This window comes from Micromonospora sp. NPDC093243, assembly GCF_044753725.1.
In the GTDB taxonomy this organism is placed as follows: Bacteria; Actinomycetota; Actinomycetes; order Mycobacteriales; family Micromonosporaceae; genus Micromonospora.
This window is the reverse complement of record NZ_JBIVNT010000001.1, coordinates 222,320-244,405: the sequence shown is the minus strand read 5'-3', so window position 1 is coordinate 244,405 and position 22,086 is coordinate 222,320. Positions and strand designations below refer to the sequence as shown.

The window sequence follows — 22,086 nt, the reverse complement described above, 5'->3', positions numbered from 1 at the left end:
GGGCATCGCGTGCGCCGGCACCGGCGTTCGCCGCTCCGGCGTGACCCGGGGACGGCATGACTGGTGAGCTGAACGAGGCGGTCGCGGCGGCCCAGGCCGGGGACGAGGCCGCCTTCCGCTTCCTCTACCGAAGCCTCCAGCCGGGCCTGCTGCGATATCTGACCGCCCTGGTCGGCTCGGACGCCGAGGACGTGGCGTCGGAGACCTGGTTGCAGATCTCCCGGGACCTGCCCAGCTTCACCGGCGGCGAGTTCCGCGCCTGGACGGTCACCATCGCCCGCAACCGCGCCATGGACCACCTGCGGCGGCAGCGGCGTCGCCCGTCCGTGCCGGTGCCGGTGCAGGCGCTCAGCGAGTTGGCCGGCGACGCCGACACCGCCGAGCGGGCCGGGGAGACCATCGGCACCGAGGCCGCGCTCGCGCTGATCGCCACCCTGCCGCCGCGCGAGGCGGAGGCGGTCCTGCTCCGCGCGGTCATCGGCCTGGACGCCGAGACCGCCGGGCGGGTGCTCGGCCGCCGGGCGGGCGCGGTGCGCACCGCCGCCCACCGAGGGCTGCGCCGGCTCGCCGCGCTGATGGAGCGCCGCGACCTCCGGTCACCCGCCGCACCCGAGGGCGCGGCTTCGCCCGACGACGCGGCTTCGCCCGAGGGTGCGGCTTCGCCTGACAGCGCGTCGCCGCCCGGCGGCGCGGCTTCGCCCGACAGCGCATCGCCGCCCCGGCCCCGGGGCGGCCGGCGCCCGCAGGCGCCGCACGCCGAACCGGCGGATGGCTGACGTGAGGGGATTCAGGATGAGCAGGCGTCGGCCGCACCGGCCCGTCGACCGCGCCGAGTCGGATCGGCTCCTCGACACGCCCCGCGCCGGCGAGCCCGCCGCCTCGACCGATCCACTGGCCGCACTGCTGGCCGCCGCGGCGGCTCCGGCGCGCCCGGACGAGCTGGCCGGGGAGGAGGCCGCGCTGGCGGGGTTCCGGGCGGCCCGGGCCGCCCCGGCACCGGTACGCGCCCCGCGCCGCCGCCGATTCACCGCGCGCGCCCTGGCCTGGGCCGCCGGAGTGCTGGCCACCGCCACCGCCGGCGCGGCGTTCGCCGCGGTCAGCCTGGACGGGCCACCGGATCCGACCCCGCCGCCCGGCCCGGCCACCCCGGCCCCGAGCACCGGCCGGCCGGACGGCTCACCCACCGGTGGCGCGACGCCCACCGGCGACCCGGGAGCCTCCCCGACGCCGGCACCGAGCCCTGGCAGCAGCGGCCCGTCCGCTGTCCCGAAGCGCGACGGGGCGTTGGCCGGGCACTGCCGGGCGTACCTGGCCAAGAACCCGGCCCAACGTCAGAAGGCGTTGGAGACCCCCGGGTTCGCGCCGCTGGTCGCTGCCGCCGGTGGCGCCGGGCAGGTCGAGGCGTACTGCCAGCGGCTGGTCGCGCAGGACGGGCCCGGCCCGACCAACGGTCCCGGTGACGGCTCCGCCAAGGAGAACGGGTCCGGCAACGGCAACGGCAACGGCGACGGGTCCGGCAACGGCAACGGCAACGGGTCCCGCACTGGCAACGGCAACGGCAACGGGTCCGGCAGCGGCAATGGGGCGGACGCGGAGAACGCGGCCGGGACCGCCCGCACCGGCAAGCGGGTGGGCGCGGGCGACGAACCGGCTGAACCCGTCAGTCCCGCCACCGATCGGCCCACCCCGGCGGCCGGCTGAGGATCGCCCGGGCCGGTGCCGGGTCCGGCGTCGGACCGGGACCGGGCCAGCCATTCCCGCCGAGCGTACGAAATTCGTCTGCTAGACAGAGGATGGTGAGGCCCCGGACGCCGGCCGAGAGTGTCGCCGGGTGGCGTTACGGTGGCACGGTGTCCAGGGGCGGGCACGGGAGGGGGCCATCCGATGGTGACGTCACCCGAGCTGGAGCGCGGCGCGATCCTGCACGAATCCGCTGCCGCCGCCCGCCACCTCGCACGGATCTGTTTCAAGACCGGCCCCCCGACCCACACCGGCGTCGAACTGGAATGGACCGTGCACGACGCCGCCGATCCCGCCCGCCCGGTCGATCGCGGCCGGCTCCAAGCGGCGCTGGGGCGGCACAGCCCCGCCACCCTCGACCACACCAGTCCCGCCGAGCCACTGGGCAACGGCAGCGCGGTGACCCTGGAGCCGGGCGGGCAGCTCGAGATCTCCACCCCGCCGCGAGCCTCGATCGCAGCGCTCGTGCGCGCCACCGAGGCCGACATCGCCGAGATCGCCGGCCTGCTGCGGGCGGCGGGGCTGCTCCTCGGCCGCGCCGGCATCGACCCACACCGGCGACCCCGGCCGGTCCTGCACACTCCCCGCTACCGCGCCATGCGCCGCGTCTTCGACCAGCGCGGCTCCGCCGGGCGCACGATGATGTACTCCACCGCCGGGCTGCAGGTCTGCCTCGACGCGGGGCAGCCCGAGCTTCTCCCGCTGCGCTGGGCGGTCGCGCACGCGGTCGGGCCCCCGCTGCTCGCGGCGTTCGCCACCGCCGACCGGCACGCCGGGCGACCCACCGGCTGGGCCTCGGCGCGGATGGCGGCCTGGCTGGCGATCGACCCGGCCCGCACCGGCCCGGTCTGGTCCCCGCGGCGACCCGACGAGGATCCGACGGCCGCCTGGACCCGCTACGTGCTCGCCGCGCCGCTGCTCTGCCTACGCAAGCCGGGGCCGGACTGGACGCCCCCGCCCGGCGTCACGTTCGCCGACTGGTTGGCCGGCGCGCTGCCGAGACCGCCGACCACCGACGACCTCGACTACCACGTGAGCACGCTCTTTCCGCCGGTACGCCCGCGTGGCTACCTGGAACTGCGCTACCTCGACGCCCAGCCGGGCCGGAGCTGGGTGATCCCGCTGGCGATGCTGGCCGCCCTCTTCGCCGACCCGGGCACCCTGCACGCGGCCCACGTCGTCAGCGCGCCGGTGGCCGACCGCTGGCACGCCGCGGCCCGCCACGGGCTCGCCGACCCGGCGCTCGGGGCCGCCGCGGCGCAGCTGTTCGACCTGGCGCTCGCCGCCCTGCCGCGGCTCGACCTGCCACCCGACCTGCACGAGCAGACCGACCGAGGCATGCGGCGGCGGCGCACCGCCGCGGAGAGGGGAGACCGGTGACCGACACGACCGACAGGCTCGGCACGGAGCAGCTACGCGAGCGGATAGCGATCGAGTTGGAACGCACCCGGGCACGGACCGCGCTGCTGACCGACGTCGTCGACGACGGCGACCTGATGCGGCAGCACTCCCCGCTGATGTCCCCGCTGGTCTGGGATCTCGCCCACGTCGGCAACCAGGAGGAGCTCTGGCTGGTCCGCGACGTCGGCGGGCGTCCGGCCGTCCGGCACGACATCGACGAGCTCTACGACGCGTTCAAGCAGCCCCGCAAGGACCGCCCGACGCTGCCGCTGCTGCCGCCGGGCGAGGCCCGCGCCTACGTGCGCACCGTCCGCGACAAGGTTCACGACCTGCTCGACGGGATCCGGTTCACCGACCAGCCGCTCGTCGCGGACGGGTTCGCCTTCGGGATGATCGTCCAGCACGAGCAGCAGCACGACGAGACGATGCTCGCCACCCACCAGCTGCGCTCCGGGCCGGCGGTGCTGCACGCCCCACCACCACCGCCGCCGCGGGCCCGGGTCGGCGGGGAGGTGCTGGTCCCGGCCGGCCCGTTCACCATGGGCACCGACACCGATCCGTGGGCACTGGACAACGAGCGCCCGGCGCACCGGGTCGACCTGCCCGCGTACGCGATCGACGCGGCGCCGGTGACCAACGGGCAGTACCGGCGGTTCATCGCGGCGGGCGGCTACGACGACCCGCGATGGTGGAGCACGGCCGGCTGGGCGCATCGGATGGCGGCGGAACTCGCCGCGCCGATGCACTGGCGACGCGACGGCGACGGCTGGGCCTACCGGCGGTTCGGCCGCTGGGCGCCGGTCCGCGACGACGAGCCGGTCGTGCACGTCTGCTGGTACGAGGCGCAGGCCTACGCGACCTGGGCCGGCAAGCGGCTGCCGACCGAGGCGGAGTGGGAGAAGGCCGCCCGGTGGGACCCGGCCACCGGGCGATCCCGTCGCTATCCGTGGGGCGACGACGACCCGACCGACGCGCACGCCAACCTCGGTCAGCGCCACCTGACACCAGCGCCGGTCGGCGCCTATCCGCAGGGAGCGTCCCCGCTCGGTGTGCACCAACTGATCGGCGACGTCTGGGAGTGGACCGCCAGCACCTTCCGGGGCCACCCCGGCTTCACCGCGTTTCCCTACCGGGAATACTCCGAGGTCTTCTTCGGCGACGACTACCGGGTGCTGCGCGGTGGGTCGTTCGGCACCGACCGGGCCGCCTGCCGGGGGACGTTCCGCAACTGGGACTACCCGATCCGCCGGCAGATCTTCAGCGGGTTCCGCTGCGCCCGCGACGCCCGGCCCGAGGAGTCGCAACCGTGACGTTCGCCAGCCGCGACCGGCCGGTGGCCAGCGGGGGTGCCGGCTGATGTGTCGTCACCTGGCCTACCTCGGGCCCCCGGTCACCCTGGCGGAGCTGCTGTTCGACCCGCCCTACTCGCTGGTCCGGCAGTCCTGGGCGCCGCGCGACATGCGCGGCGGCGGCACGATCAACGCCGACGGCTTCGGTGTCGGCTGGTACCCGGGCGACGGTGAGCCGGTGCGCTACCGGCGTGCCCAGCCGATCTGGAGCGACCCGACGATCGCCCAGTTGGCCGGGGTCACCTCGGCCGGCGCGGTGCTCGCCGCCGTCCGGTCCGCGACCGTGGGCATGGCGGTGCTCGACAACGCGGCCGCTCCGTTCGCCGAGGGGCGCTGGCTGTTCAGCCACAACGGCCTGATCCGCGGCTGGCCCGACGCGGTGCTGCCGCTCGCCGCCGACCTGCCGGTGCGGGATCTGCTGACCCTGGACGCGGCCACCGACTCGGCGTTGCTCTGGGCGCTGACCCGCCACCAGCTGCGAGCCGGCGTCGACCCGGCCGACGCGGTGGCCTCGACGGTGGCCGCGGTGGCCGCGGCGGCACCGGGATCCCGGCTCAACGTGCTGCTCACCGACGGCCGCACCGCGGTCGCCAGCGTGTTCGGGCACGCGCTGTCGGTCCGGGAGACCCCGGACTCGGTGCTGCTCGTCTCCGAACCACACGACGACGACCCCGGTTGGCGCGCGGTGCCGGACGGGCAGCTGGTGACCGCCGTCGCCGGCCGGGTGCGGCTGCGCCCGCTCGGGCGGCAGTGAGCATGGCGGGGCGATGCCGAACAAGGTCCATCTCACGTGAAGGGAAGTGCCTGAATGAGCGCCGAGCCACTGGAGATCCACATCGAGGAACAGGACCTGGCCCGCGGACTGCGTGACGACGTCCGCGTCGGGCTGACGGCGCAGCCGAAGTGGTTGCCTCCCAAGTGGTTCTACGACGCCCGGGGCAGTGAACTCTTCGAGGAGATCACCCGGTTGCCCGAGTACTACCCGACCCGGGCCGAGCGTGCCGTACTGGCCGCCCGGGCGCCGGCCGTGGCCGAGCTGACCGGGGCGAAGACGCTGATCGAGCTGGGCTCGGGCTCCTCCGACAAGACACGGCTCCTGCTGGACGCCTTCACCCGGCGCGGCGGGCTGGGCACCTTCGTCCCGCTGGACGTCTCGGCGAGCGCCCTGCGCGGCTCCACCGCGCAGATCGCCGCCGACTACCCGGGGCTACGGGTACGCGGCATCGTGGGCGACTTCACCCGTCACCTCGATCGGCTGCCCACCGGCGGGCGGCGGCTGGTGCTCTTCCTCGGCGGCACGATCGGCAACCTGCTCCCCGCCGAGCGGGCCGAGTTCCTGGCCGGCACCCGGGCCGCCCTGGAGTCCGGCGACTGGCTGCTGATCGGCACCGACCTGGTCAAGGACCCGTCGGTGATCGTGCCCGCCTACGACGACGCGGCCGGGGTGACCGCCGAGTTCAACCGCAACGTGCTCCGGGTGGTCAACCGTGAGCTGGGGGCGGACTTCGACCCGGGGGCGTTCACCCACGTGGCGCGCTGGGACGCGCAGCACGAGTGGATCGAGATGCGGCTGCGCGCCGACCGGCCGATGTCCGTGCGGGTGGCCGATCTCGACCTGGACGTGTCGTTCGCCGCCGGGGAGGAGCTGCGCACCGAGATCTCCGCCAAGTTCCGCCCGGCGGGCGTCGCGGGCGAGCTGGCCGCCGCCGGCTTCGCCGTCGAGGCGTTCTGGACCGACGCCGACGGGCTCTTCGGCGTCACGCTGGCCCGCGCCGTCTGACGCCCACGCCGGTCGCCGGGTGAGTCTGCGCACCCGGGCCAGCCGCGCCCGGCCGTGATCGGCTAGGCTCAGCCACGCGAAGGGGAGTAGCCCCCAATGTCGTGGTCGACATACTGGCGTGTTCCGCGCCCGGCCACGCGGCCCCGGTCAACGGGGCGGGCGAGACCTTCGACTCAGGCTGTTGCAGCCGGGTCGAGGGCGCCCCCGTACCTCCTCCCGGCCTGATCGGGAAGGGTGTCATGGAAGGATTCCTCGCCGCGCTGGTGATCAGCTTCGGTGTCATCTTCGTCGCCGAGCTGGGTGACAAGAGTCAGCTGATGGCGCTGACCTTCGCCACGCGGTTCAAGCCGGTTCCGGTCCTGATCGGCATCACCGTCGCCACCGCCGTGGTGCACCTGGCGTCGGTGGCCATCGGTACCGGCCTCGGCGCGGTGCTGCCGACCGAATGGATCTCACTGGTCGCCGGGCTGGCCTTCCTCGGCTTCGCCGCCTGGACGCTGCGCGGAGACACCCTCACCGAGGAGGAGCGGCGCAAGGCGGAAAAGACCAGCAAGTCGGCGATCGTCGCCGTCTCGGTGGCGTTCTTCCTCGCCGAGCTGGGTGACAAGACGATGCTCGCCACCATCACGCTGGCCACCCAGTACGGCTGGTTCGGCACCTGGCTCGGCTCGACCGTGGGCATGGTGGCCGCGGACGCGCTGGCGATCCTGGTCGGCCGGATGCTCGGGCGCCGGCTACCGGAGAAGGTCATCAAGTACGGCGCGGCGGTGCTCTTCGCCATCTCCGGGCTCTGGCTGATCCTGGAGGCCGTCTCCGAGTTGACCTGAGGATCGACTACCACCGCGCCGACCGGGTAACGGCCCGGGATGGGCGTCGAGGAGATCCTTCGCCAGGGTGACCAGGTGCTGGTCGTCGTGGTGGAGGTGGCCGGCGCGCTCATCATCTTTCTCGGCGCGGTCTGGGCGGCCGTGCGGTTCGTGGTCGAGGGGCTGCGACACCGCACCGCCGCCGTCTTCACCCCGATCCGGCTCACCCTCGGCCGGTTCCTCACCCTGGGCCTGGAGTTCCAACTCGCGGCGGACATCCTGCGCACCGCGGTGTCCCCGACGTTCGACCAGATCGGCCAACTGGCCGCGATCGCCACCATCCGGACCGCACTGAACTACTTCCTGGGCCGGGAGATCCGGCAGGAGCAACGGCAGGTCAGTGAGCCGGAGCGGTCGGGATGATCGGAGTCCTGATCACCACGGTCACCGCGCTGGCCCTGGTCACCGGGGTGGCCGTGCTGCTCGCCACCCGTCGGGCGCGCACCGCCGTACGGGTGCTGCTGGACCTGCTGACCGCCGCCGGTCTGCTGCGGCTCGCGGCCGCCCGGGGCTGGCCGGATCTCGGCGCGGCGGCGGCGATCGTGGTGCTGCGCCAACTGCTCTGGGCGTCGCTCGCCGCCTGGCGGCCGTGGCCGCGGCGACAATCTCGGCCGCGCTGCGGGCAAGACGATCACCACCTACCGTTGGCGGTAGGTGGTGAAGCGGGAGAAACCGGGAGGATGACCACATGAGCAGGCATGACGAGCCCAACGAGTACGGCTTCGCCGGCGCCGGCACCGCGCCGGAGCCGCCGCCGGGCGGTCGGGTCGACGAGCAGGACCGGGCCGAGGAGGTGGCGGTGCCGGGCGACGATCTCATGGAGCCGGCCAGCGAGGCGGTCGTCGAGGAGACCGGCGAGGAGCCGCCGGAGGATCGCCGGGACTGACCGTCGACGGTTGATCCCTTCCCGGGCCGGGTCGGTCACGTCGGCCGCTGGTACACGTCCGGCACGCCGTCGCCGTCGGCGTCGGCGCGTTCCTTCTCGGCGAGCCGGCGATAGACCGCGTTGCGCCGGGTCAGCACGACGGTGGCCAGCGCGGCGGAGATCAGCGAGCCGGCGAGCACGGCCACCTTCACCCGCTCGTCGGCCGCGGTACCCGCGCCGAACGCCAGCTCGCCGATCAGCAGGGAGACGGTGAACCCGACCCCGGCCAGCAGGGCCAGGCCGAGCAGGTCGGACCAGGTGATGTCCTCGTCCAGCTCGGCCCGGGTGAACCGGGCCAGCAGGAACGTCGAGGAGAAGATCCCGATGCTCTTGCCGAGCACCAGCCCGGCGACCACGCCGATCACCACCGGGTCCGTCAGCACCGCGCCGAGGTCCGCCTCGCGCAGCGCCACGCCGGCGGCGAAGAACGCGAAGATCGGCACCGCCACGCCGGCCGAGACGGGTCGCCACCGGTGTTCCAGCCGTTCGGCCAACCCGGCGCCGCCGCGCCGGCCGCCCAGCACCGGCACGGCGAAGCCGAGCAACACCCCGGCCACGGTGGCGTGCACGCCGGAGGCGTGCACCAGCGCCCAGGTGGCGGCGGCGAGCGGCAGCAGCGCCCACCACCAGGTGCGGCGCCGCTGCACCAGCAGCGCGAAGAGCCCGAGCGGCACGATCGCCGCGAGCAGCGGCAGCAGGCTGAGGTGCGCGGTGTAGAAGACCGCGATGATGATGATCGCGAACAGGTCGTCGACCACCGCGAGGGTGAGCAGGAAGGCCCGCAGCCCGTGCGGCAGGTGGGAGCTGATCAGCGCGAGCACGGCCAGGGCGAACGCGATGTCGGTCGCGGTGGGGATCGCCCACCCCCGCAGTCCCGCGCCGCCGGTGCTCGCGGTGACCGCGACGAAGATGAGCGCCGGCGCCAGCATGCCGCCGAGCGCCGCCACCACGGGTAGCGCCGCCCGGCGTGGGTCCCGCAGTTCACCGGCGACGAATTCGCGCTTGAGCTCCAAACCGACCACGAAGAAGAAGATGGCCAGCAGCCCGTCGCCGGCCCAGCTCGCCAGATCCAGGTCGAGATGCCAGCGGGCGCCGCCCGGCCACGGCACGAATTCGCGCAGCCCGGCGTAGGACTGGGTCCACGGGGAGTTCGCCCAGATCAGCGCGACCACGGCGCCGAGCACGAGCAGGGCTCCACCGGCCGTCTCGGTGCGCAGCATGTCGGCCACGAACCGGGCCTCCGGCCAGGACGTACGCGAGAAGAAGCGGCCGCCGGAGCGGGACGGGTCGGTGCGGGGGGCGCGGTCGGTCATGCGCGGGGTCCACCTCGGGAGTCTCGGGACGGCACGGATCGATCGCCGACCAGACTTCCCGGCACACCGTCACCGACCCTATCTGCCCGGGGTTGGTCGGGCGACCGCGCGGCCGAGCGGGCGAGGGAGTGGACCGGTCGTACTTTTCCCGCCGGTACGCCGATGCCGAATGGCTCTTTGCCGGGTTGGTATTTCGGGCACACCTCTTGTCCCCAAAAACGCATAACTCCGGACATAAGTCGCATGAGCCGCTTTAATAGTTTCACGAGTTAAAGACGACCTTGGGGGTTTTCGTGAAGTTCTTTGGCGTTACCGGCCTGGCACGGAGGCGCGCCTGATGGACCTGCTTCGCCAACTTCGCCACGTACGCCGGCACTGGTGGGTCGTGCTGGTCACCGTCATGGTGGCCCTGGGTGTCAGCGCGTTCCTCACCGTCCGGGCTCAACCCCGGTACGTCGCCTCGGTGACCTTCTTCGTCACCACACCGAACCAGGGTGTCTCGGACGCCTACCAGGGCGGCCTCTTCCTCCAGCAGCGCGTCAAGTCGTACGCCGACCTGCTCACCAGCGACCGGCTGGCGCAGAGCGTGGTGGCCGAGAACCCGGTCGGCCTGACCGCCGACGAGGTACAGCGCCGGGTCAGCACCTCGACCGAGGCGGGCACCGTCCTGCTGCGCGCGTCGGTGACCGACACGGACCAGACCCGGGCGCTGAAGGTCACCGAGACCCTCTCGGCCAAGTTCGTCGAACTCGTACAGCGGGTCGAGACCCCGCCGGAGGGCAAGGCGCCGATCAAGATCGAGGTGGTTAGCGGGCCCCGGGTCAGTTCCAGCCCGGTCTCGCCCCAACCGGTGCGCAACCTGACGCTCGGCGGGCTGATCGGCCTGCTCCTCGGCGTCGCGTTGGCGATCCTGCGCGGCGTGGCCGACGTGCGGCTGCGCGACGCGGCGGGCCTGCAGCGGGCCACCGGTAGCCCACTGCTCGGCGAGATCCCGTTCGAGGGCAGCGCCCGCTCGGCGCCGCTGATCGTCGGCGACGCGGCCACCTCCTCGCGCGCCGAGGCGGTCCGCAAGCTGCGCACCAACCTGCGCTTCGTCGACGTGCACGAGCCGGCCCGGGTCATCGCGGTCACCAGCGCCCTGCAGGGGGAGGGGAAGACCACGCTCTCCTGCAACCTGGCCATCGCGCTCGCCGAGGCGGGCTGGCGGGTGCTGCTGGTCGACGCCGACCTGCGCCGTCCCAAGGTCGACGACTATCTGGGCATCGACGCGGGCGTCGGTCTCACCGACGTGCTGGTGGGCGACGTCCAGGTCGGCGACGTGGTGCAGCGCTGGGGGGACAAGTCCCTGCTCGTGCTGCCAAGCGGCTCGGCCCCGCCGAACCCGAGCGAGCTGCTCGGCTCCAAGGCGATGGCGGACCTGCTGCTGGCCCTGCGCGAGTCCGCGGACATCGTGATCATCGACACCGCGCCGCTGCTCGCGGTGACCGACGGCGTGGTGGTGGCGGTCCAGGCCGACGGCGCGCTGCTGGTCAGCCAGCAGGGGCGGACCTCGCGGACCCAGGTGGCCGCCGCCGCCCGCGCGCTGCACTCGGTCTCGGTGCGGCTGCTCGGCTGCGTGCTCAACATGGCCAAGATGCCCAAGGCCGAGGCGTACCAGTACGAGGCCTACCGGGTGGTCGCGGCGGCGGAGACGCCCTCGGTGCCGACCGACCGGGCCGCCACGCCCCGGCACGCCGAGGGCACCGGGGTGAACGGCGTCAGCGACCGTACGCAGGAACTCACCCGGCTGCCCCGATGAGCGCCGCGAGGGGTCGCATCGACCGTTCGATCTCCTCGGCGCAGCTTCGGAAGTCGGCGGCCGTGCCGCCGATCGGGTCCCGCAGGTCGTCCATGCCGGGGGCGGCGGGTTGCAGCCGCCCCCGGGCCCGGGCGGCGGCCTCGACCGCGGCCCGCAGCGGGTCGCCGGCGATCTCCTCCGGCGGCTCCGCCGCGGCCGCCAGCCGGCCGAACTGGCGCAGGGTGAAGGTCCGGTGCAGCGCGGCCGGCGCCAGCGAGGTGCACACCGATCGCTGGCGCCGGGTCGCGGTCAGCACCAGCGTGGCGCCGGCCAGCAGATCGGCCGCGAGCCGGCGGCTGCGGAAGTCCGTCGGGTCCGCACCGGTCTCCGCCGCGACATCCGCGGCGTACGGGTGCATCGGCAGCCCTTCGAGCGCGTCGGTGCCCGCGCTGGCCACCGTCACCGGCCTTCCCGCCAGCAGCCGCCGGGCCAGGAACTCGGCCATCGGCGAGCGGCACAGGTTGGCGTGGCAGACGAACAGCACCCGGTCGGTCATCGGGACCCCTCTCGTCGGTGCGGTCGCGGGCAGGCTCGCCGCGACGGCGGAGCGCCGGCGGTCGCGGCCGGACGCGGAGGGGTTGCCCGCATCGTACGCGGGCCCGGTCTCCGAACGCCGCGCTGCCGCGCCGGTGCCGGCGATCCGCCCGGCGGTGACCGGATGAGGATCGGAATCCTGTCGTACCACTTTCCGCCGGAGCCGGCCTTCATTCCGGGCAGCCTCGCCGAGGAGCTGGCCGCGCGCGGGCACGAGGTCCGGGTGCTCACCGGCTTCCCGGACTACCCGGGCGGGCAGGTCTACCCGGGTTGGCGGCAGCGGTGGCGGCACGAGACGCGCAGCGAGCGGCTGACCGTCCGGCGGGTACCCCGGTACTCCGGCGGCGACGGGTCCACCGGCACGCGGATGGCCAGCTACCTCTCCTTCGCCGGCAGCGCCACGCTGGTCGCCCGGCGGTTCCTCGCCGGCATCGACGCCCTCTACGTCTTTCAGCTGCCGGCCACGAGCTTCGCCGCCGCCGGCGTACTGCGGCTGCTCGGGCGGGTGCCCACCGTCCTGCACGTGCAGGACGTCTGGCCGCAGGAGGCCGCCGGTGGCGACGCGCGGTGGGCCGCCCGGATCGGTGCCGCGACGGCGCGGGCCTACCGGGCCGCGGACCGGATAGCCGTCGTCGCGCCGTCGATGCGGGAGCTGGTGGTGACCGGGGGAGCCGACCCGGCCCGGGTCTCGGTGGTGCTCAACTGGACCGACGAGCGGATCTTCCAACCGGCACGACCGAGCCCGGCGGCGCGTCAGCTGGTCCGGCGGGACGGCCGCTGCGTGGTGATGCACGCCGGGACGATCGGTGCCCGGCAGGGGCTGGAGACCGCGGTGCGGGCGGCGGCTGCCCTCGACCGCACCCTGGATCTGGTCCTGGTGGGTTCGGGCGCGGACGAGCGGCGGGTGCGGGGGCTCGCCGCCGAACTTCGCGCCGACAACGTCCGGTTCGTCGAGCGGCGCTCGCCGGTGGACATGCCGGATCTCTACGCCGCCGCCGACTACCAGCTGGTGATGCAGCGCGACCTGCCCGAGTTGAACGGGACCGTACCCGGCAAGTTGCAGGCGGCGCTCTCCTGCGCGGCACCGGTGGTCGCCTCCGCCGGCGGCGACACCGCCGAGCTGGTGGAGCGGGCCCGGGCCGGGCTCTCCTGCCCACCCGAGGACTGGGCCAGCCTCGCCGACCGCTTCTGGCTCGCCGCCACCATTCCGCCGCCGGCCCGGACGGACATGGGCCGTCGCGGGCGGGAGGCGTACCTGCGGGAGATGTCGCTGCCGGCGGGCGTGGACCGCATCGAGCGGATGCTCCGCGACGCCGCAGCGGCCCACGTTTCCCGCCACTGAGCGGCGCGAACAAACCTCGCATAACTGGCGAGATCCGCCATAACGTCACGTTATCGCGCCTCAGCTGTTAAGAACATCGAAGGTATGGGGCCTTCTGTCCGGTTCCAGGAACGGGGAGTGTGGAGTGACGGAGAGCGTACGATCCCATCGTCGGCGGAGCCGGTCCCGCCGTCGCAGGCGTGCCCGCCTGCGACGCGTCCTGCTCGCGGGCCTGGTGGTCGGCTCCCTGCTGCTGGTGACCGGCGGTTGGGTGGGGTTCCGTGGCTGGCAGGCCCGGGCCCACCTGTTGAACGCCGCCGGCCTGGCCCGGGAACTCAGCGCGCAGGTGGTGGGTGGGGACACCGAACGGGCCCAGCGCACCCTCGCGGCGTTGCAGGACCAGGCCGGTGCCGCGCGCGGCGCCACCGATGATCCGGGGTGGTGGATCGGCCGCCGTGCGCCGCTGGCGGGGGACAACCTCGGCGCGGTGCGGCAGATCGCGGTGGCCGTCGACGACCTGGCGCGACAGGCCTTTCCGACGCTGCTCCGAGCCGACCTGACCAGCCTGGTGCCGACCGAGGGGCAGCTCGACGTGGGCCGGCTCCGCAGCGTCTCCGCCGAGTTGTCCACCGCGAACGAGGCCGTCCAGCAGACCCGGCGCGACCTGGCCGCGGTCTCCGGCGACGGCCTGGTCAGCCAGGTCCGCCAGGCCCTCACCGACCTGCGCGGGGAGATCGACCGGCTGGCCGGCCTGACCTCGGCGGCCGACCAGGGCGCGCGACTGCTGCCGGCGCTGCTCGGCGCCAACGGGGCCCGCCGATACCTGCTGGTCTCGCAGAACCTCGCCGAGCTGCGCGCCACCGGCGGCATGTTCGGCGCATACGCGGTGATCGAGGCCGAGGGCGGCCGGGTGCGGATGGGGCGCCAGGACAGCACAGCCTCGCTCGGCCAGTTCACCCCACCGCTGCCGCTGACCAAGGAGGTGCGCCGGCTCTGGACCGACCTGCCGGGCATCTACCCGGCCGATGTCAACCTCACCCCGCACTTCCCGACGGCGGCCGCCCTCTACCGGGAGATGTTCCGCCGCAAGACCGGGACGAAGGTCGACGGCGTGCTGGCCGTAGATCCGGTGGTGCTCTCCTACCTGCTCAAGGCCACCGGTCCGGTGCTGGTGCCCGGCGCGGTGCCCCTCGCCAGCGACACCGCGGTGCGGACCCTGCTCAACGAGACCTACCAACGGCTCGGCAACAAGCAGCAGGACGAGTACTTCGCCGCCTCGGCGGCGGCGGTCTTCGACACCTTCTTTAAGAAGAATGTCAACCCAAGGGTGTTGTTGTCCGCATTTGACCGTGCTGTCACCGAACGCCGGATATTGTTCTGGAGTGCCCACCCGGAGGAACAGCGGACGCTCGGCGACAGCCGGATGGCCGGGACGCTTCCGGAACGGGACACCGTGCCGACGGTCGGCGTGTTCCTCAACGACGGCAGCGGCGCGAAGCTCGGCTACTACCTGCGTCCGGCGGCGACGCTGTCGGTCGGCGAATGCCGGTCCGACGGTCGCCGTGAACTCCGGCTGCGGGTCACCCTGCGCTCGACGGCGCCGAAGTCCGGCCTCAGCAAGTCGATCCTCGGCCTCGGCCTGGCGGGTGACCCGTACACGGTCCGCACGCTGGTGTCGGTCTTCAGTCCGGCGGGAGGGGCGGTTGTCGACGCCCGGCTCGACGGGGCCGAGACGGCACTGGGCAGCGGCACCGAACGGGGCCGCCAGGTCGCCACGGCGAACGTCGAGGTCGGCCCCGGTGCCAGCCGGGAGCTGGAGGTAACCGTCCTGACCGGAAAGAAGACCGGCACAGGCAAGGCCGAGCTGTGGCTAACCCCCACGGCCACCCCATGGACCACCCAAGTAGATACCGCACCAAGCTGTGACCAGTAGGAGGGAACCAATCATGCGGCTATCCCGCATCATCATGGCGCTCACGGTCGGTCTGGCCGTGGTGGCCGTGCCGACCGCAGCGGGGGCGGCCCAGCCGCAGCCGGCGCCAACAGTCACGGACACGCCACAGCCACCGCCGTACCCGCCCGCGGCCGCGTCACTCACCGTGAATCGGCCGACCATCAACCTCGGCGAGACCGTCATCCTCACCGGCCGGGGCTTCGGGCCGAACGAGACCGTCGACATCGTGGTCTCGGTGACCCCGCTGGCGGCTCCGGCGGCGAACCAGCCGCGCCGCAGTGACGGCAGCACCGTCGCGATGGCGCCGGTGGCCTACCAGGCGAGCGCGCCGCTGAGCTTCACGGCGCGTACCAACGCGGCCGGCGAGTTCCGCAGGAGCTACAAGCCGCACGTGACAGGTCTGCTGACCTTCACCGCGACCGGTCGGGAGTCCGACCGGACGGCCAGCACCGAACTGCGTGTGCTGGGCCGGCCGCAGCCTCCGCTGCCCGTCACGGGCGACAGCCTGGGCACGCCGATGAAGCTCGGCGGCGGCATGGTCGGCGCGGGCGCGGTACTGCTGCTCCTGACCCTGGCCTGGCGCAGCCGTAGCCGGTTCGGAATGGGTTCCGCGCGCTGACGCGGCACCGTTCCGGGTAGGGCCCGGACAACCATGGCTGGCGCCCGTCGGAGTTCACTCCGGCGGGCGCCAGCCGCTTTGCGTCACCCGCCGCTGGCGAACGTCCATCGCGCTCGCCCGGCGGCACAGTCCACGCTCCGGCGTCAGCAGGCGGGGTAGAGCCGGCGGGTGCCGACGCCCGCCGCGTACGCGGCCCGGTCGCTGAACCGGCAGCCGTAGTCCGCGGCGGCGACCGCCGCCCGATCGCTCACCGTGTCGCCGGCCGGCCGCTTGCCGGTACGGACCCAGGAGACCAGATCGTCCCAGGCGGCGCCGGCTTCGACCGGGGTGAACTCACAGTGCTGCGTCGACCGGATCGCCCGCTGCACGAGCAGCCGGCTCCGGCCGTGCCGCGCCACGTCCGCGGCGTACGTCTGCTCCATCGAGAACGGTACGAACAGGTCGCCGAGGCCGTGCAGGCTGAGCACCGGCGCGGTCGGCCGGCCCGCGATCCGCGGCACCTCGGTGAGCGTCGGCAACAACCGCTGGCGCAGGTTCTCGGGCGCGACCCGCCGCACGGTGGCGTTCACGTCGACCGGGCTGTTCGGCGCGTAGCGGGTGAACAGGTTGGTGGAGAGCTGGCCCGGACGTTCGGCGGGGGAGTCGCCACCGCTGGTGACGCTGATCGAGAAGAGGAAGTCCTTCCAGACCGCGAAGGCCGCCGTCGCGCCCGGACGCGGACCGCCGGAGCGGTTGACGGTGATGTCCCGCAACTGCTTCCCCCGCCCGTTGGTGGTGTCCGGGCCGGTCGGGGTGAGCCCGGCCAGGCCCAGGGCCGCCTGGATCCGCGGCACCGCGTTGGTCAGGTAGTCCGCCGGCGTCGGATAGGCGGGCACCCCGGCGAGCGCCTGGGCGACCAGGTTGTAGTCGAGGAAGAAGTCCAGCAACGTCTGGTCGCCCAGCACGCCGCACATCGGCAACGCCCCGTCGTAGTAGCCGGGGTACTGCTCTAACGAGCGGGCGGTGACGTACCCGCCCATCGACACCCCGGTCAGGTACGTCCGGTGTGGACGCTTGACCGTCCGGGCGAAGTGGTCGGCCAGGTCCTTCGTGCTGAGCACGCCCGAGCGGATGTTGAAGCCGTTGCGGTCGTACGACGACGACGCCCACGCGTACCCCTGCTCCAGCAGGCGCTGCCGCAGGCCGAAGCCGGGCGGCTCGGTGGTGAGGACATTCTCCTGGCCCCGGTAGCCGTGCGCCCACATCACCAGGTCACCGTTCCACCGGGCCGGGACCTCGATGATGTAGCCGGCGTGGCGGTGCACCCCCTGACGTACCACGGTGGGCTTGCCACCCACCACCAGCGGCGCCAGGGGCGGATTCTCGATGGTGTAGCCGGGCAGCGGCTGCGTGTCGCCGGAGCCGCGGTCGGCGGCGGTGGCCGGCGCGGCGCCGGCCAGCCCGACCACGAGGGCCAGGGTCGAGGCGGCGGCGATCAGACGGCGGAGGCTGCGGGCGGACGAGGACAGCATCGTGCTCCCCCTCGGACGGGTGTCGCCCACCGGGGCGACCAGGCGGGACGGATGCCTACCGGCCGGTAGCGCCCTGAACCTAGGGCCGGCGTCGAGCACTGTCAATGGCTGCGCTGACCTCCCGGTCAGCCCATTCGGCTGACCTTCCGCCCACCGGCCGAGCCGTCCCCGAGTGCGGGTCACCGGTGTCGTCCGGTTCACTGGGCGGCGTGAACGACTCCACTTCGCTGTCACCGGGCGATCCGGCCTCCGGCCTCGATCCGGTCTGGGTCGCGGCGCGTACCTCCCGTGCCTGGCTGGACGCGGCCAACGGATCCGGGCAGCAGGAACTCACCTGCCGCATCCTCAAGCTCACCGAGGAAGCGGGGGAGGTCGCGGGCGCCTGGATCGGCCTGCTGGGGCAGAACCCGCGCAAGGGCGTGACGCACACCCGGGAGGACGTGGCCGCCGAACTGGCCGACGTCGCCTTCACCGCCCTCGTCGCCATCGAGAGCCTCGGCCTGGACGCGCGGACCGTCCTCGACCGATGTGCCACCAAGGTCCTCGGCCGGATCGCGGCCACTCCCGATCCGACCTGACCCGAGCGACCCGCTTTTCTCCCGCCCGGGCCACCGAGCCCTCGGATGTGCCGACTGATCTCGCGTGAGCTTGGTCCACTCCGTTCCGCCGACATGGCGGTGTCCCACCCGGGCGGATACCGCCATGTCGGCGACCTGGAGGGGCGACTGGCCGCTTTGATCGACTCCGGTTCTGTGATGTCGGGTTGTCCGGTTTGCTGGTCACCCCGACTTCAGCGATCCCGAGTCGATCCCCCTCGCCTGCGGCTCCCGTCAGGCGCTCACGGCCTTTTTGGGGGCCTCGCACACCGCTAGCCGTCGGCCACCACGCCGCCGGTCGTCGGGTTGCCGGAGTCGGTCGTTGGCTAACGGAGTGGTCGTTGGGGTGGCGGAGTCGGTCGTTGGGCTGGCGGGAGTCGGTCGTTGGGGTGTTGCACGGGCCGTTCCCGCAAGCTTGATCCACACCGTTTCGCCGACATGGCGGTGTCCCTCCCACACGGATACCGCCATGTCGGCGATCTGGGGGTGGATCAGGCGGTTGTCGGGTTGGTCGACTCGGCTTCTGTGAAGTCGGGGTGTCCCTCGGCTCCGACGCCCCAACTTCACGGACCTCGAGTCGATCACTCGGTCGTTGGCGACTTTCCGTCGTCGTGGGCGGCCGGTCGCTGGTGCGCCGGTTGTCCGACTGGCGGGGTGGCAGGCAGTGCCCCGGTCTCCCGGATCGTGCTCGTCACGGGGCGGTGGTGTTGAGGGAGGCGTGGCCGAGCAGGATTGCCGGGCGCGTTTGGGGTGATTGTCCGGTCGGGTCCGTCCGTGTGGGTGCGCGGATGCCGGTCGGCTGGGTGGGTGTGGGTGGTTTGGGGTGTGACCGGGGGCATCCCGGGGCCGGAATGGTGGGCGCCCGGGCGTCGTTGAATACCCCCGACGGCCGAGGTAGCAGCCCGTTCGGCCGGCCGGTTCATCCGGTCGCTGACGGTGGCCCGGCCCCCAGGAATGACGGCGGGCCGCCGGTCGTTACACATGGACCCGGCCGACGAGCCAACCCGGAATGACGGCCGCCCCCTGGCCGTTACACATGGACCCGGCCGACGAGCCGCCCCCGGAATGATGGTGGGCCGCCGGTCGTTACACCTGGACCCGACGCCGTAAGCCCCCCGCGTCGGATCCCCCTGGTCGATGAGCCCCTGAGGTGTGGCCCGGCCGGAAGACTTTCCCCCTTGATTCAAGAGCGCCTTGTCGAGGTGCCGCACACCCGCGCACGTATGCCGACCCCCGTCGGTGGTGTGGGTGTCTACCCCCGAATTGGAGCTTCCCGATGAACACGATCATGCGTAAGAGCGTTCTGAGTGTTGCTGGTCTGGCTTTCGCCGGTGGGATCTTCGCCGGCCCCGTGGCCGCCCACGCCGCCGCGCCGGTCGTGGACGCCAAGCCCACCGCCGTAGCGGTGGTGCAGGTCGACAAGCCGGGTGTGGACACCGCCAAGCTGATCCCGCACGGCACCCAGGGCACCCAGTCGCGTATCGACCTGAACGACGAGCAGACCACCAACGTCAAGGCGATCATCGCGGCGACGAAGAAGTCGGGTCTGGACGAGCGGGCCGCGGTCATCTCGATCGCCACCAGCCTGCAGGAGTCGAAGCTGGAGAACCTCGGCCACCTCGGCGACATGAATGACCACGACTCGCTGGGCCTGTTCCAGCAGCGCCCCTCCAGTGGTTGGGGCACCCCGGAGCAGATCACCGACCCCGTCTACTCGACGATGGCGTTCCAGAAGGGTCTCAAGCAGGTCGACGGGTGGCAGGACATGCCGCTGACCGACGCCGCGCAGACGGTGCAGGTGTCGGCCTACCCGGACGCCTACGCCCAGTGGGAGCAGCAGGCCGCCGACCTCGTCGCCCAGCACTGGAACAGCTGACAAGCACACCGCATCATCTGACCGCTGGCCGGCACCCTGACACGGGTGCCGGCCAGCGGCGTATCTCGACCACTTCGACTGGCACCCCGATGCGGGTGCCGGCGCCAGCGCGCGTTGCGAAGGTCGGCGCACAGCTCCTGGCCAACTGCGCGTCCGCACCGATGCCCGCGGGTGCCGGCCAGTGGCGTATCCGAGGGAGCGACGGGCGCGTCCCACCAGGTACCGGCCGACGCAGCGTCTGCACGGTGCTGGCTGGCGTCCCCGTCGCCCCGGTGTCGGCCTGCGACGTTCCGGGCAGACCAAAGGCTGGCACCCGGTCGGCCAATCACCGCCGGCAGACCGACGCGCGGCCGCCCGAGCATGGTGCCGCCACCGAATCTTGGACAGTTTCCGTTAGCAGCCAACGGAAACTGTCCAAGATCCGCAAAGTGCGTGGGCAGACGGTGCGGGGCCTGGCACCGTGCCGCGCAGAGTTTGCGGCGGGCTGGGGGAGTGGGCGCCATCCGCCCCGCCGCACCGGGGACCGCTACTGACCAGGGGACGGAGGCGGGGAAGGGCCGCCGCCGCCGATCGGGCCCGCAGTACAGTCGGGCGGTGGAACGTACCGAAGCAATGCCGGCGCAGACCCGACCGCCTGGCGTGGCCGCCGTCGACCCCGGCAGCGTGCTGCTGCCCGGCCACGACGTGCCGCTGGGGCGGTACACGACGGTGCGGCGGCTGCTGCCGCAGCGGCAGCGCCGGATGGTCGGCGCCTGGTGTTTCGTCGACCACTTCGGGCCGGACGACGTGGCGGAGCGCCCCGGCATGGAGGTGCCGCCGCACCCGCACACCGGCCTGCAGACGGTGACCTGGCTGCTGGACGGGGAGATCCTGCACCGCGACAGCCTGGGCAGCGTCCAGCCGATCCGGCCGGGCCAGCTGAACGTGATGACCTCGGGCCAGGGCATCGCCCACTCGGAGCGGTCGCCCGACGTGCACCCGCCGGTGATGCACGGGGTTCAGCTCTGGGTGGCCCTGCCGGACCCGGCGCGGGCCGGTAGCGCCGACTTCGCCCACCACGCGGACCTGCCCCGCTGGCACGACGGCGGGCTGGACGTCACGCTCCTGGTCGGCGAGATCGCCGGCGAGCGGTCCCCGGCGGTGGTGCACACCCCGCTGGTCGGCGCGCAGCTCGAGCTGACCGGGCCGGCGCCGGTCGACCTGCCGCTGCGCCCCGACTTCGAGTACGCGCTGCTGGCCATGTCCGGCTCGGCGGAGGTCGACGGGGTGCCTTTCGCGCCGGGCGCGCTGCTCTACCTCGGCATCGGGCGGAACCGGTTCACCCTGCGTGGCGAGCCGGGCAGCCGGCTGATGCTGCTCGGCGGTGCGCCCTTCGAGGAGCCGCTGGTGATGTGGTGGAACTTCGTGGGTCGCTCGCACGAGGAGGTGGCCACCGCACGCGAGGACTGGATGGCCGGGCGGCGCTTCGGCGTGGTCGCCGACGATCCCGCGCCGCCGCTGCCCGCCCCGGCGCTGCCCACCACCCGGCTCAAGGCCCGCGACCGCGGCGGCGACATCCGAAGCTGACCGCCCGGCGGCGTCCGAAGCTGACCACCCGGCGGGCGACCCGGACAGGCGGAGCGCCCGGCGGCTGACCAAGGCTGACCGCCCGGCGTGTGACCGGCGGTGGCGCGGGTAGTCGCCGGCATGCCGACCAGTGCGATCTCCAGCATCGAGGACAAGAAGCGTCTGGTACGCCGGCTTGCCGGTAGCAGCCGTGGCTTCGCCGAGCAGTACGGCTTCCAGGTCACCAACAACCCGGCGAGCCTCTTCCAAGTGCTCTACCTGTCGGTCCTGCTGGCCCGACGGGGCGATTTCCGGCGTGCGGTGGAGAGCGCGCGGGCGCTGCGCGACGAGGGGTGGGACAGTGCCGCGCGGCTGGCCCGTTCGCTGCACGAGTCCCGGGTAGACGTGCTGCGCAGAGCCGGGCAGCGCGGTGACGTCGACGCGCTCGCCGACGTGCTCGGCGACCTGGCCCGCGTCGTGGTCGACCGCTACCGGGGTGACCTGCGACGGTTGCGGGCGAAGGCGCACTACGACCCGCGCCAGGAGCGGGAGTTGCTCAGTGAGCTGCCCGGAGTGGACGGGCAGGTGGTCGAGCTGTTCCTGCGCGAGGCGCAGGCGCTCTGGCGGGAGGTGGCCCCGGTCGCCGACCGGCGGGCGCTGGTCGCGGCGCGCCGACTCGGGCTTGGACGGTCCGCGAACGACCTGGCCGGGCTCGCCGGCAGTGGCGAGTCCGAACGGCTCGCCTGGCTGGTGGGCGCGCTCGCCCGGGTGGACCTGGAACAGCGGTATGCCGAGGTGATGCGCTGATCCGGCGACAGTGCCCTGGCCCACAGTTCGCCAAAAATCAGCCGTTCGGATGATGCCGCACTGTATGGTGATCGAGGCAGTCATGCCCGCCCGGTTCGGGCGTTACTACCGG

The 22,086-nt window shown here is 73.2% G+C and carries 21 protein-coding genes; 18 read left to right on the top strand and 3 right to left on the bottom strand.

The annotated features are described in order from the left end of the window. Positions 1-56 precede the first annotated feature (56 nt). From ACIP9D_RS01190 to ACIP9D_RS01145, 10 genes are all read left to right on the top strand, one after another. Positions 57-776 carry an RNA polymerase sigma factor gene (locus ACIP9D_RS01190; RefSeq protein ID WP_350876189.1) on the top strand — a complete coding sequence of 240 codons (720 nt, stop codon included), beginning with the start codon at positions 57-59 and terminating at the stop codon, positions 774-776. Positions 777-792: 16 nt separating this feature from the next. Then, positions 793-1,701, top strand: coding sequence for a hypothetical protein (locus ACIP9D_RS01185; RefSeq protein ID WP_350876187.1), 909 nt, complete (start codon positions 793-795; stop codon positions 1,699-1,701). A gap of 183 nt (positions 1,702-1,884) precedes the next feature. Next, entirely contained in the window at positions 1,885-3,120 is a 1,236-nt protein-coding gene (egtA, locus tag ACIP9D_RS01180) for an ergothioneine biosynthesis glutamate--cysteine ligase EgtA (RefSeq protein WP_350876185.1), read from the top strand. Continuing rightward, positions 3,117-4,451, top strand: coding sequence for an ergothioneine biosynthesis protein EgtB (gene egtB / locus ACIP9D_RS01175; RefSeq protein ID WP_350876183.1), 1,335 nt, complete (start codon positions 3,117-3,119; stop codon positions 4,449-4,451). Before egtA ends, egtB begins: the two co-directional genes overlap by 4 nt. Positions 4,452-4,497: 46 nt before the next feature. Continuing rightward, a complete protein-coding gene (gene egtC / locus ACIP9D_RS01170) occupies positions 4,498-5,244 on the top strand; it encodes an ergothioneine biosynthesis protein EgtC (protein WP_350876181.1) in 747 nt (248 codons plus the stop codon). 54 nt (positions 5,245-5,298) lie between these two features. Beyond that, on the top strand, positions 5,299-6,270 hold the full coding sequence (gene egtD, locus ACIP9D_RS01165; RefSeq protein WP_350876179.1) for an L-histidine N(alpha)-methyltransferase: 972 nt from the start codon (positions 5,299-5,301) through the stop codon (positions 6,268-6,270). 239 nt (positions 6,271-6,509) lie between these two features. Next, positions 6,510-7,097 (top strand): TMEM165/GDT1 family protein, encoded by a 588-nt coding sequence (locus ACIP9D_RS01160; RefSeq protein WP_350876177.1) that lies wholly within the window; start codon positions 6,510-6,512, stop codon positions 7,095-7,097. Positions 7,098-7,136: 39 nt separating this feature from the next. Further along, positions 7,137-7,499: a DUF1622 domain-containing protein gene (locus ACIP9D_RS01155; RefSeq protein ID WP_350876175.1), complete on the top strand. Its 363-nt coding sequence runs from the start codon at positions 7,137-7,139 to the stop codon at positions 7,497-7,499. Beyond that, complete coding sequence (locus tag ACIP9D_RS01150; RefSeq protein WP_350876173.1) at positions 7,496-7,828, top strand: hypothetical protein; 333 nt, start codon at positions 7,496-7,498, stop codon at positions 7,826-7,828. Before ACIP9D_RS01155 ends, ACIP9D_RS01150 begins: the two co-directional genes overlap by 4 nt. Then, entirely contained in the window at positions 7,825-8,022 is a 198-nt protein-coding gene (locus tag ACIP9D_RS01145) for a hypothetical protein (protein ID WP_350876171.1), read from the top strand. The genes ACIP9D_RS01150 and ACIP9D_RS01145 overlap by 4 nt, the downstream gene beginning before the upstream one ends. A 35-nt stretch (positions 8,023-8,057) precedes the next feature. Here the strand turns inward: ACIP9D_RS01145 and nhaA are convergent, their stop codons facing one another. Continuing rightward, positions 8,058-9,374, bottom strand: coding sequence for a Na+/H+ antiporter NhaA (gene nhaA, locus ACIP9D_RS01140; protein ID WP_350876169.1), 1,317 nt, complete (start codon positions 9,372-9,374; stop codon positions 8,058-8,060). 337 nt (positions 9,375-9,711) lie between these two features. Between nhaA and ACIP9D_RS01135 the strand changes: the two genes are divergently transcribed. Further along, the gene (locus tag ACIP9D_RS01135; protein WP_350876167.1) at positions 9,712-11,172 is read left to right on the top strand and encodes a polysaccharide biosynthesis tyrosine autokinase; all 1,461 of its coding nucleotides are present in this window, start codon (positions 9,712-9,714) and stop codon (positions 11,170-11,172) included. Here the strand turns inward: ACIP9D_RS01135 and ACIP9D_RS01130 are convergent. After that, complete coding sequence (locus ACIP9D_RS01130) at positions 11,153-11,707, bottom strand: low molecular weight phosphatase family protein (protein WP_350876165.1); 555 nt, start codon at positions 11,705-11,707, stop codon at positions 11,153-11,155. The two genes, ACIP9D_RS01135 and ACIP9D_RS01130, sit on opposite strands and share 20 nt — an antisense overlap. Before the next feature lie 162 nt (positions 11,708-11,869). Here ACIP9D_RS01130 and ACIP9D_RS01125 point away from each other — a divergent pair, with 162 nt between their 5' ends. The 3 genes from ACIP9D_RS01125 to ACIP9D_RS01115 all read left to right on the top strand — a co-directional run bounded on the left by ACIP9D_RS01125 (position 11,870) and on the right by ACIP9D_RS01115 (position 15,639). Then, the gene (locus ACIP9D_RS01125) at positions 11,870-13,087 is read left to right on the top strand and encodes a glycosyltransferase family 4 protein (protein ID WP_350876163.1); all 1,218 of its coding nucleotides are present in this window, start codon (positions 11,870-11,872) and stop codon (positions 13,085-13,087) included. 124 nt (positions 13,088-13,211) lie between these two features. Then, entirely contained in the window at positions 13,212-14,999 is a 1,788-nt protein-coding gene (locus tag ACIP9D_RS01120; protein WP_350876161.1) for a DUF4012 domain-containing protein, read from the top strand. Between the two features lie 13 nt (positions 15,000-15,012). Further along, complete coding sequence (locus ACIP9D_RS01115; RefSeq protein WP_350876159.1) at positions 15,013-15,639, top strand: hypothetical protein; 627 nt, start codon at positions 15,013-15,015, stop codon at positions 15,637-15,639. A gap of 143 nt (positions 15,640-15,782) precedes the next feature. On the opposite strand, the gene ACIP9D_RS01110 is transcribed toward ACIP9D_RS01115, so the two are convergent. After that, the gene (locus ACIP9D_RS01110; RefSeq protein ID WP_350876157.1) at positions 15,783-17,150 is read right to left on the bottom strand and encodes a DUF6351 family protein; all 1,368 of its coding nucleotides are present in this window, start codon (positions 17,148-17,150) and stop codon (positions 15,783-15,785) included. A 209-nt stretch (positions 17,151-17,359) separates the two neighbouring features. Here ACIP9D_RS01110 and ACIP9D_RS01105 point away from each other — a divergent pair, with 209 nt between their 5' ends. From ACIP9D_RS01105 to ACIP9D_RS01090, 4 genes are all read left to right on the top strand, one after another. Further along, complete coding sequence (locus ACIP9D_RS01105; RefSeq protein ID WP_350876155.1) at positions 17,360-17,728, top strand: MazG-like family protein; 369 nt, start codon at positions 17,360-17,362, stop codon at positions 17,726-17,728. A 1,294-nt stretch (positions 17,729-19,022) separates the two neighbouring features. Further along, positions 19,023-19,622 (top strand): hypothetical protein, encoded by a 600-nt coding sequence (locus ACIP9D_RS01100; protein WP_400449089.1) that lies wholly within the window; start codon positions 19,023-19,025, stop codon positions 19,620-19,622. Positions 19,623-20,216: 594 nt separating this feature from the next. Next, a complete protein-coding gene (locus tag ACIP9D_RS01095) occupies positions 20,217-21,188 on the top strand; it encodes a pirin family protein (protein ID WP_350876717.1) in 972 nt (323 codons plus the stop codon). Between the two features lie 120 nt (positions 21,189-21,308). Next, positions 21,309-21,974, top strand: a complete 666-nt coding sequence (locus tag ACIP9D_RS01090) for a hypothetical protein (RefSeq protein ID WP_350876715.1) — start codon at positions 21,309-21,311, stop codon at positions 21,972-21,974. The last annotated feature ends 112 nt before the right edge of the window (positions 21,975-22,086 follow it).